Origin of the sequence: Streptomyces sp. NPDC091682 (assembly GCF_044756625.1) — a bacterium.
GTDB lineage: Bacteria > Actinomycetota > Actinomycetes > Streptomycetales > Streptomycetaceae > Streptomyces.
This window is the reverse complement of record NZ_JBIVTH010000002.1, coordinates 860167-870587: the sequence shown is the minus strand read 5'-3', so window position 1 is coordinate 870587 and position 10421 is coordinate 860167. Positions and strand designations below refer to the sequence as shown.

1 protein-coding gene is annotated in these 10421 nt (G+C 75.0%); it reads left to right on the top strand.

Features of this window, described 5'->3' with window-relative positions; all coding sequences use genetic code 11:
* Positions 1 to 10332, top strand: a 10332-nt coding sequence (locus ACIQK6_RS08060; protein WP_402694517.1) for an SDR family NAD(P)-dependent oxidoreductase, incomplete at its 5' end; no start/stop codon positions are given.
* Between the last annotated feature and the right edge of the window lie 89 nt (positions 10333 to 10421).

The window sequence follows — 10421 nt, the reverse complement described above, 5'->3', positions numbered from 1 at the left end:
GAGCGGCTTTCGAGGGTGTTGCGTCCGAAGGTGGACGCGGCGTGGCATCTGCACGAGCTGACGCGGGAGATGGGCCTGTCGGCGTTCGTGGTGTTTTCGTCGGTCTCGGGTGTGATGGGTTCGGCGGGTCAGGGCAACTACGCCGCGGCCAACGTCTTCCTGGACGCCCTTGCCATGCATCGCCGTGAGCTCGGTCTGTCGGGGCAGTCCCTCGCGTGGGGTGCCTGGGCGCCCACGGGTGGTATGACCGCGACGTTGTCCGAGGCGGACCGGCAGCGGATCGCCTCCTCGGGTGTTCCGCCGCTCTCCGTCGAACAGGGTCTGGCCCTCCTTGACGCGGCGATGGCCACCGACAGCGCCTACCTCGTCCCCCTCGGCCGACTCGCGACCGGAGCCGGGGTGCGGCTGCGCGGCGACGTGCCCACCATGTTCCGCGGGCTGGTCCGCGGCGGGAGGCGGATGGCCGCCACCACCGCGGGCGGGGCCGCGACGGCCGTCGCGCTCGCCGCCCGGCTGTGGGAGCTGCGCGAGGCGGACCGTATCCGTACCGTCGTCGACATGGTGCGTACGGAAGCGGCGTCCGTCCTCGGGCACGCCTCCGCGCAGACCATCGGCGCGGACCGGGACTTCCACGACCTCGGGCTCGACTCCCTCACCGCCCTGGAACTGCGCAACCGCCTCACCGACGTCACCGGCCTGCGGCTGCCCGCCACCCTCGTCTTCGACTACCCGACCCCCACCGCGCTCGCCGCCCACCTCCTCGCCGAGCTGCTCGACGAGAACGGCGACGTACGCCTGCCGGCCGCCGTGGCCTCCGCCGTGGCCGACGACCCGATCGCCATCGTCGGCATGGCGTGCCGGTTGCCCGGTGGCATCGACTCGCCCGAAGACCTGTGGGACCTCGTCCTCGAAGGCCGGGAAGGGATCGCCGACTTCCCCACCGACCGCGGCTGGGACCTGGACACCCTCCTCGGTGCCGGTCACGGCCCGGACGGGCGGGGGCGCAGTGCCACCGCCAAGGGCGGATTCCTGCACGGGGTGGCCGAGTTCGACGCGGGCTTCTTCGGGATCTCGCCGCGCGAGGCCCTCGCCATGGATCCGCAGCAGCGGCTGCTGCTGGAGACCGCCTGGGAGGCCATCGAGCGCGCCGCCATCGACCCGGCCGCGCTGCGCGGCAGCGCGACGGGAGTGTTCGTCGGCACCGGCGGCCAGGACTACCTCACCCTCGTGATGAACTCACCCGAGGACATCGAGGGGCACGCCAGCACCGGACTGGCGGCCAGCGTGGTATCCGGCAGGGTGTCCTACGCCCTCGGCCTGGAAGGCCCCGCCGTCACGATCGACACCGCATGCTCCTCCTCCCTCGTGGCCATGCACCTGGCCGCCCAGTCACTGCGCAGCGGTGAGTCCTCGCTCGCCCTCGCCGGCGGCGTCACCGTGATGTCCTCCTCGCTGGGATTCCCCGGCTTCACCCGGCAGGGCGGCCTCGCCACCGACGGGCGCTGCAAGGCGTACGCGGACGCCGCCGACGGCACCGGCTGGTCCGAGGGCGTGGGCGTACTCGTACTGGAACGGCTCTCGGACGCCCGCCGCAACGGACACCGGGTCCTGGCCCTGGTACGCGGCTCCGCCGTCAACCAGGACGGCGCTTCGAACGGCCTCACCGCCCCCAACGGGCCGGCCCAGCAGCGGGTCATCCGCCAGGCCCTCGCCAACGCGGGCCTGACGGCCGCCGACGTCGACGTCGTCGAGGGGCACGGCACCGGTACCACCCTCGGCGACCCGATCGAGGCGCAGGCCCTGCTGGCCACGTACGGCCGGGAGCGCGGCGAGGACGGCCGGCCCCTCCTCCTCGGCTCGCTCAAGTCGAACATCGGGCACACCCAGGCCGCGGCCGGTGTGGCCGGTGTGATCAAGATGGTCATGGCCATGCGCCATGACACCGTCCCGCGGACCCTGCACGTGGACGCACCCTCCACCCACGTCGACTGGTCCGCCGGTGACGTGCGGCTGCTCACGGAGACCACGCCGTGGCCGGCCGTCGACCGGCCGCGCAGGGCCGCCGTATCGGCGTTCGGCATCAGCGGCACGAACGCACACACGATCATCGAGCAGGCCCCGCCGGCCGGGCCGCCGGCCGGAGACCCCTCCGTGCTGCCCGCCGTCGCGCCGTGGGTGGTGTCCGGCAGGTCCGAGGCCGCCCTCGACGCGCAGTCGGACCGGCTGGCCACGCTGGTCGGCGACGCTCCGTCCGCGCTGGACGTCGCGTACTCCCTCGCCGCGGGGCGCGGCACGTTCGAGCACCGGGCCGTGCTGGTCGACGGCGCCGAGATCGCCCGCGGGACCGCCGAGGAGAGCCGGATCACGGCCGTGCTGTTCTCGGGACAGGGGGCGCAGCGGCTCGGCATGGGCCGGGAGCTGTACGCGCGCTTCCCGGTGTTCGCCGACGCCTTCGACGCCGTGTGCGCGGCGCTCGACGAGCACCTGACCCGTCCCGTCCGTCCGGTCGTGTGGGGCGGGGACGAGGACGCCCTGAACGCCACGGCCCACGCCCAGGCGGGCCTGTTCGCCGTCGAAGTGGCGCTGTTCCGGCTCGTCGAGTCGCTGGGTGTGGAACCTGAGTTCGTCGCCGGACACTCGCTCGGCGAGATCGCGGCCGCACACGTCGCCGGGGTCTTCGGCCTCGCCGACGCGTGCGCGCTCGTCGCGGCGCGCGGCCGGCTGATGCAGGCCCTCCCCGAGGGCGGGGCCATGCTGGCCGTCCAGGCCACGGAGGAGGAGCTGCGGGCGCAGCTCGACCAGGACCCGGTGTCGATCGCGGCGGTCAACGGGCCGTCCTCGGTGGTCGCCTCCGGCGCCGCCGACGCGCTCGCGCGCATCGGCGCGCACTTCGAGGCCGCGGGCCGCAAAGTCACCCGGCTGCGGGTGTCGCACGCCTTCCACTCCCCGCTGATGGACCCGATGCTGGACGAGTTCCGGGCCGTGGCGGCCCGGATCGCCTTCGCCGAGCCGCAGCTGGCGCTCGTGTCGAACCTGACCGGTGCGGTGGCCGGCCCGGGCCTCGTCACCACCCCCGACTACTGGGTGCGGCACGTCCGCGAGACCGTCCGCTTCGCCGACGGGATCGGCGCGCTGCGCGAGGCCGGGGTGTCCGCGTTCCTGGAGCTCGGCCCCGACGGCATCCTCACCGCCGCCACCCTTACCACCCTCGGAGCCCAGGACGACGTCTGCGTCGCCGTGCCCGCCCTGCGGGCCGGCCGCCCCGAGGAGCGGTCTCTGGTCGAGGGGCTCGCCCGGCTGCACGTCAGCGGCGTACGCGTCGACTGGACGCGGCTCTTCGACGGCACCGCCGCCCGGCCCATCGATTTGCCCACGTACGCCTTCCAGCGCACCCGCCACTGGCCGCGGACCGGCCCCGCCCCCCGGCAGGCCCTCGCCGCCGCCGAGACGGCCCGGGAGGACATCGGCTCACAGGCGCACGAACTCACCCTGCGGCTGCGGGCCCTGCCCCGCGCCGAACAACTGACCCTCGTCACCGACCTGGTACGCACCCACGTGGCGGCGGTCCTCGGTCACGACGGCAAGGCGACCGTTCCCGCCGGCCGCAAGTTCCGCGACCTCGGGTTCGACTCGCTCACCGCCGTCGAACTCCCCGCCCGCCTCGGCCTGGCCACCGGCCGCAAGCTCTCCGCCACGACCGTCTACGACTACCCGACCGCCACCGCCCTCGCCGCCCACCTGCTCACCGAACTGCTCGACGAGCAGCGGCCGGACGGCACGGCCGCCGACGCACCCCGCCTCGCCCCCGACGACGACCCGATCGCCATCGTCGGCATGGCCTGCCGCCTCCCCGGCGGGGTCCGCACGCCCGAGGACCTGTGGCACCTGGTCTCCACCGGCGGGGACGGCATCGAACCGTTCCCCACCGACCGCGGCTGGGACCTGAAGACCCTCAGCGCCGGCGACCGCGACGGACGCGGCCGCAGCGCCACCCTGGAAGCCGGATTCGTCCCCGGCGTCGCCGACTTCGACGCCGGCTTCTTCGGGATCTCGCCGCGCGAGGCCCTCGCCATGGACCCGCAGCAGCGCCTGCTGCTGGAAACCTCCTGGGAAGCAGTCGAGCGGGCCGGTATCGCACCGGACTCCCTGCACGGCAGCCGCACCGGCGTGTTCGTCGGAACCAACGGCCTCGACTACGCCACGCTGATGATGAACTCCCGCGAGGACATCGGCGCCCACGCCGGCACCGGCCTTGCCTCCAGCGTCCTGTCCGGGCGCATCTCCTACACCCTCGGCCTCGAAGGACCCGCCGTCACCGTCGACACCGCCTGCTCCTCCTCCCTGGTGGCCCTGCACTCGGCCGCCCAGGCCCTGCGGTCCGGCGAGTGCTCGCTCGCCCTGGCCGGCGGTGTCACGGTGATGGCGACCCCCGTCGGCTTCGCGGGCATGACCGTCCAGGGCGGAATCGCCGCCGACGGTCGCTGCAAGGCGTACTCGGACGCCGCCGACGGCACCAACTGGTCCGAGGGAGTGGGCATGCTCGTCATGGAACGCCTCTCCGACGCCCGTGCCCACGGGCACGAGGTCCTGGCGCTCGTACGCGGCTCCGCCGTCAACCAGGACGGTGCCTCCAACGGCATCACCGCCCCCAACGGCCCCTCCCAGCAGCGCGTCATCCGCCAGGCCCTCGCCGCGGCCGGACTGACCCCGGCCGACGTGGACGCCGTCGAGGGACACGGCACCGGCACCGCGCTCGGCGACCCCATCGAGGCGCAGGCGCTGCTGGCCACTTACGGACGGGGCCGCGACCCCGAGCGGCCGCTGCTGCTCGGCTCGCTGAAGTCCAACATCGGGCACACCCAGGCCGCCGCCGGCGTGGCCGGCGTCATCAAGACCGTCCTCGCGCTGCGGCACGGCGTCCTGCCCAAGTCGCTGCACATCGACGAGCCCTCGACCCACGTCGACTGGACCGCCGGGGCCATCGACCTGCTCACCGAGGCCCGCCCGTGGCCGCAGACGGACCGCCCCCGGCGGGCCGGTGTGTCCTCGTTCGGCATCAGCGGCACCAACGCCCACACGATCATCGAGCAGGCCCCGCCCGCCGAGGCCCCGCCTGCCGAGACCCCGCCTGCCGCATCGCCCGAGGCGCCGACCCTGCGGCCCTCCGCAGTGCCGTGGCCGGTGTCCGGCGCCACCTCCGCGGCCCTGGACGAGCAGCTCGCCCGGCTCACGGCCCACGCCGCGGACCGTGACCCGCTGGACGTCGGCCACTCCCTCGCCACCTCCCGCAGCACCTTCGCGCACCGCGCCGTGCTCGTCGACGGCACGGAGGCCGCCCGCGGCGAGGCCGCCGCGCACACCACCGCCTTCCTCTTCTCCGGGCAGGGCGCGCAGCGACTCGGCATGGGCCGCGAACTGTACGACCGCTTCCCGGTGTTCACCGACGCCTTCGACGCCGTGTGCGCGGAGCTCGACCCCCGCCTGGAGCGGCCGCTGCGCGAGGTGGTCTGGGGAGCCGATGCCGAGGCGGCCGACCGGACGGCGTACGCCCAGACCGGGCTGTTCGCCGTGGAGGTGGCCCTGTTCCGGCTGCTCGCCTCCCTGGGCGTACGGCCCGAGTTCGTCGCCGGCCACTCCGTCGGCGAGATCGCCGCCGCCCACGTGGCCGGGGTGTTCACGCTGGCCGACGCGTGCACGCTGGTCGCCGCCCGGGGCCGGCTGATGCAGGCGCTGCCCGAAGGCGGCGCGATGGCCGCCGTACAGGTCACCGAGGACGAAGTCCGCCCGCTGCTCACCGCGCGGGTGGCCGTCGCCGCCGTCAACGCACCCTCCTCGGTCGTCGTCTCCGGCGCCGCGGATGCGGTGGAGGCCGTACGGTCCCACGTCGAGCACATGGGGCGCAGGACCAGGCGGCTGCGGGTCTCGCACGCCTTTCACTCCCCTCTGATGGACCCGATGCTCGACCAGTTCCGGACGGTCGTGGCCGGCCTGGCCGTCGCCGAGCCGGACGTCCCGCTCGTCTCCACCCTCACCGGCGCTGTTGCCGGGGCCGAGGAGCTCCGCGACCCCGAGTACTGGGTCCGGCACGTCCGCGAGACGGTCCGCTTCGCCGACGCCGTGCGCGCCCTGCGCGAGGCCGGGGCCTCCGCGTTCCTGGAGGTCGGCCCCGACGCCACCCTCGCCGCCCTCGCCCCGCAGAGCCTCGGCGAGGACGCCGGCCAATGCGTCTGCGTGTCCGCCCTGCGGGCGGACCGGCCCGAGGAGACCGCCCTGGTCACCGCCCTGGCCCGGCTGCACGTCACCGGCGTGGGTGTCGACTGGCCGCGGATCTTCGACGGCACCGGAGCCCGCACGACCGGCCTGCCCACCTACGCCTTCCAGCACGACCGGTACTGGCCGCGCCCCGCGCCCCTGTCCGGGGACGTGGCCTCGGCAGGCCTCGTGCCTGCCGAACACCCGCTGCTCGGCGCGGCCGTCCCGCTCGCCGGAGCGGACGGCGTGCTGTTCACCAGCAGGCTCTCGCTCCGCGTCCACCCGTGGCTGCTCGACCACCGCACCGGCGGGGCCACCCACTTCCCGGCCACGGCCTTCCTCGAACTCGCCGTCCAGGCGGGCGACCAGGTCGGCTGCGGACACGTCAGCCAGTTCGCCGTCACCGCACCGCTGCCGCTCGACGGCGGCGCCGAACCGGTCATCCAGGTCTGGATCGGCGCGCCCGACGAGGACAGCGGAGACCGTACGGTCGCCTGCTACGCGCGCCCCGGCGACGCGGCCCCCGACGAGCCGTGGACCCGGCACGCCACCGGCACGCTGACCGCGCAGCCCTTCACCGCGACGCCGGCGCCCCTGGTGTGGCCGCCGGCCGGCGCCGCGGCCGTGGACCTCGGCGGCTTCTACGGCGACGGCGCACCCGGACCCGTCTTCCAGGGCCTGCAGGCCGCATGGCTGCACGGCGAGGAGGTGTTCGCCGAGGTGCGGCTGGCCGGTGAAGCCGCAGACGACGCCCGCTGGTTCGGCCTGCACCCGGCGCTGTCCGCCGCGGTCCTGCACGGCGCCACCCTGCTGGGCCTCGGCGACGAGGACCACCTGCCGCAGCCCCGGTCCTGGCAGGACCTCACCCTGCACGCAGGCGGCGCCTCCGTCCTGCGGGTCCGCCTGACCCGGTCCGGCGAGGACACGGTCGTCATCGGCGCCTACGACGCCGAAGGCGCCCCCGTCCTGTCCGCCGCGGCGGTCACCCTGGCCGCTGCCGAGGCCGAGCCCGGGGCCGGCACCGCCCGCCCCACCGACCGCGAACCGCTGTTCCACGTCGAGTGGATCCCGGCCGACACAGAGAGCCCGTCCACCGGAGCACCGAACGCCGTCGCACTCGGCGCCGCCGACCCGTACGACCTCGGTACCCGCGCCGCCACCCTCGCCGAACTCGGCCGGCCGGGAGCCCAGGTGCCGGACCTGGTCGTCGCAGCGCTGCCCGCATGCACCGGGGGCGATGTGCCCGCGGCCGTACACGCGCTGACCGGGCAGGTACTGGCCCTGGTGCAGGAGTGGCTGGACGGGGAGCGGTTCGCCGCCTCCCGGCTCGTCTTCGTCACCCGCCGGGCGATCCGCGCCGCCGACGGCGACACCGTCACCGACCTCGCGGGCGGCGCCGCCTGGGGCCTGGTGCGCTCGGCGAACTCCGAGCACCCTGACCGGTTCGTCCTCCTCGACACCGAAGGAGACGCCGACGTCGCCGACGTCCTCGCCCGGCTCGCCGGCCCGCTCGCCGCGGGCGAGGCCCAGTTCGCCGTACGCGACGGCGTCCCGCTCGTCGGCCGGCTGGCCCGGCTTGCCACCGCCCCGAGCCTGCTGCCGCCTGCCGGCGAGGCATGGCGGCTGGCCCTGCCCGAAGGCGGCGCGGCCGACGACCTGCGGCTGGAACCCAGCCCCGACGCGGCACGGCCCCTCACCGACGGGGAGGCACGCGTCGCCGTCGCGGCCGCCGGTCTCACCGGCGCAGCCACCGACGGCCCGGCCGCCAGGATCGCCGGCACCGTAAGCGCCACCGGACCCGGCGTGCACGGGCTGCGCGCCGGTGACCGGGTGATGAGCCTTGCCCCCGTGGCCGTCGGCCCCGTCGCCGTCCTGGCACAGAGCGGGCTCGTACCCGTCCCCGACGGCTGGACCTTGGAACAGGCCGCAGCCACCCCGGCCGGGCAGGTCGCCTCGTACGACATCCGGCACGCCCGGACGGCCCTGCGCGCCCGCACCCCGGAGGGCGGAACCCTGGACGGCACGGTGCTCACCATGCCGCCCCTGTGGAACCCCGAGGGAACCGTCCTGATCACCGGCGGTACCGGTGCTCTCGGCCGGCACCTCGCCCGCAGGCTGGCCGCCCGCGGGGTCCGGCACCTGCTGCTCACCAGCCGGCGCGGCCCGGCCGCACCCGGCGCCGCCGAACTGGCCGCCGAGCTGGAGACCTCAGGCGTACGCGTCACCGTCGCCGCCTGCGACACCGCCGACAGGGAAGCCGCGGCCGCCCTGATCGAGGGCATCCCGGCCGCCCACCCGCTCACCGCCGTGATCCACACGGCCGGTGTGCTGGACGACGGCATCATCACCTCGCTGACGCCCGCACGGCTGTCGGACGTCCTGCGGCCGAAGGTAGACGCGGCCTGGCACCTGCACGAACTCACCCGCAGGCTCGACCTGGCCGCCTTCGTGACGTTCTCGTCCATCGCCGGCGTCATGGGCAGCCCCGGCCAGGGCAACTACGCCGCCGCCAACTCCTTCCTCGACACCCTCGCCGACCACCGCGCCGCGCTCGGACTGCCCGGCACCTCCCTGGCCTGGGGCCCCTGGGTCCAGGACGACGGCATGACCAGCGAACTCAGCGACACCGACATGCGGCGCATGCAGTCCGGCGGCATGCCCCCGCTCTCCATCGAGCAGGGCCTCGCCCTGTTCGAGGCCGCCCTCGGCTCCGCCGAACCGCTCGTCATCCCGATCGGGCTGACCGGCGCCGGCATGCGCCCGCAGGGCGAGGTCCCCCCGCTGTTCCGGGGCCTGGTCCGCACCGCCCGGCGCACCGCCGCCAACACCGCCGGCGCCAAGGACGCCGCTGCCGGCCTCACCCGTCAGCTCCTCGCGCTCAGCGAGAAGGACCGCCTGCGGTACCTCACCGACCTGGTACGGACCGAGGCCGCGACCGTGCTCGGCCACGCATCCGCCGACGCCGTCGAGGCCGACCGGGACTTCTACGAACTCGGCTTCGATTCGCTGACCGCCGTCGAACTGCGCAACAAGCTCGCCGCCTGCACCGGCATGCGCCTGTCCGCGACGGTCGTCTTCGACAACAAGACGCCCGCGGACCTGGCCGGCTGGCTGCGCGGCGAACTCGCCCAGCAGGCCCGGGCCGAGGACGGCACGGGATCCGGCGCCACCCTGGCCCTGCCGTCCGGAGTGTCGGACCCCGGCTCCCTGGAACGCCTGTTCACCGACGCCCTCGCCGACGGCAAGGTCGCCGAGGCCCAGCGCATGCTGGCCGCGGTGGCCGCGCTCCGCCCGACCTTCGAGGCTTCGGCCGAACTGGAGGACCTGCCCTACGCGTCCACCCTCGCCGACGGCCCGGCCGCCCCCAGGCTGATCTGTGTCAGCGCGCCCACAGCCAACGCGGGCGTCCACCAGTACGCCCGGCTCGCCGCGCACTTCCGCGGCAAGCGCGGGGTGGCGGCGCTGCCCCTGGTCGGCTTCGAAACCGGGGAACGGCTGCCCGCCACCCCGGAGGTGGCCACCCGGGTCATCGCCGAGAGCGCCCTGCGGGTGGCCGAGGGCAAACCGTTCGTCCTCGTCGGCCACTCCTCCGGCGGCTCGTTCGCCTACGCGGCGGCCGGACTGCTGGAACACACCTGGGGCATCAGGCCCGCCGGTGTGGTGCTGCTGGACACCTACAGCTTCCAGCACAACGACGGCGAAGGCGTCGACTACCAGGGCATGATGCGGCTCAACTTCGCGAACACGGGCCCGCAGGCCGACGCGGCCGAGGGCCCTGTGGTCCGGCTGACCAGCGCCCGGCTGTCCGCCATGGGCCAGTGGATGGTCCTGCTCAGCCGGCTCCAGGTGCAGCACACCAGCGCGCCCGTGCTCCTGGTGAAGTGCGCCAAGCAGCTGTTCGGAGCGGACGACCGGCCGATCGAACAGCAGCCGTCGGCGGAGCGCGCGCCCCTGGTCGCCGGAGCGCACGAGCGTCCAGTGGACGCCGACCACCTGTCGATGATCCGCGAGGACTCGGCGCAGACCGCACAGATCATGGAGGAATGGCTCACCGTGCACGCCCGCACCGACCGCGGCTGACCCGGGCCGACCTCCCCGGACCGGCGCACCGGACACCCTTCCCCGTGGTGTCCGGTGCGCCCTCGTGTCCTGCCGCCGCGGCACGCCTC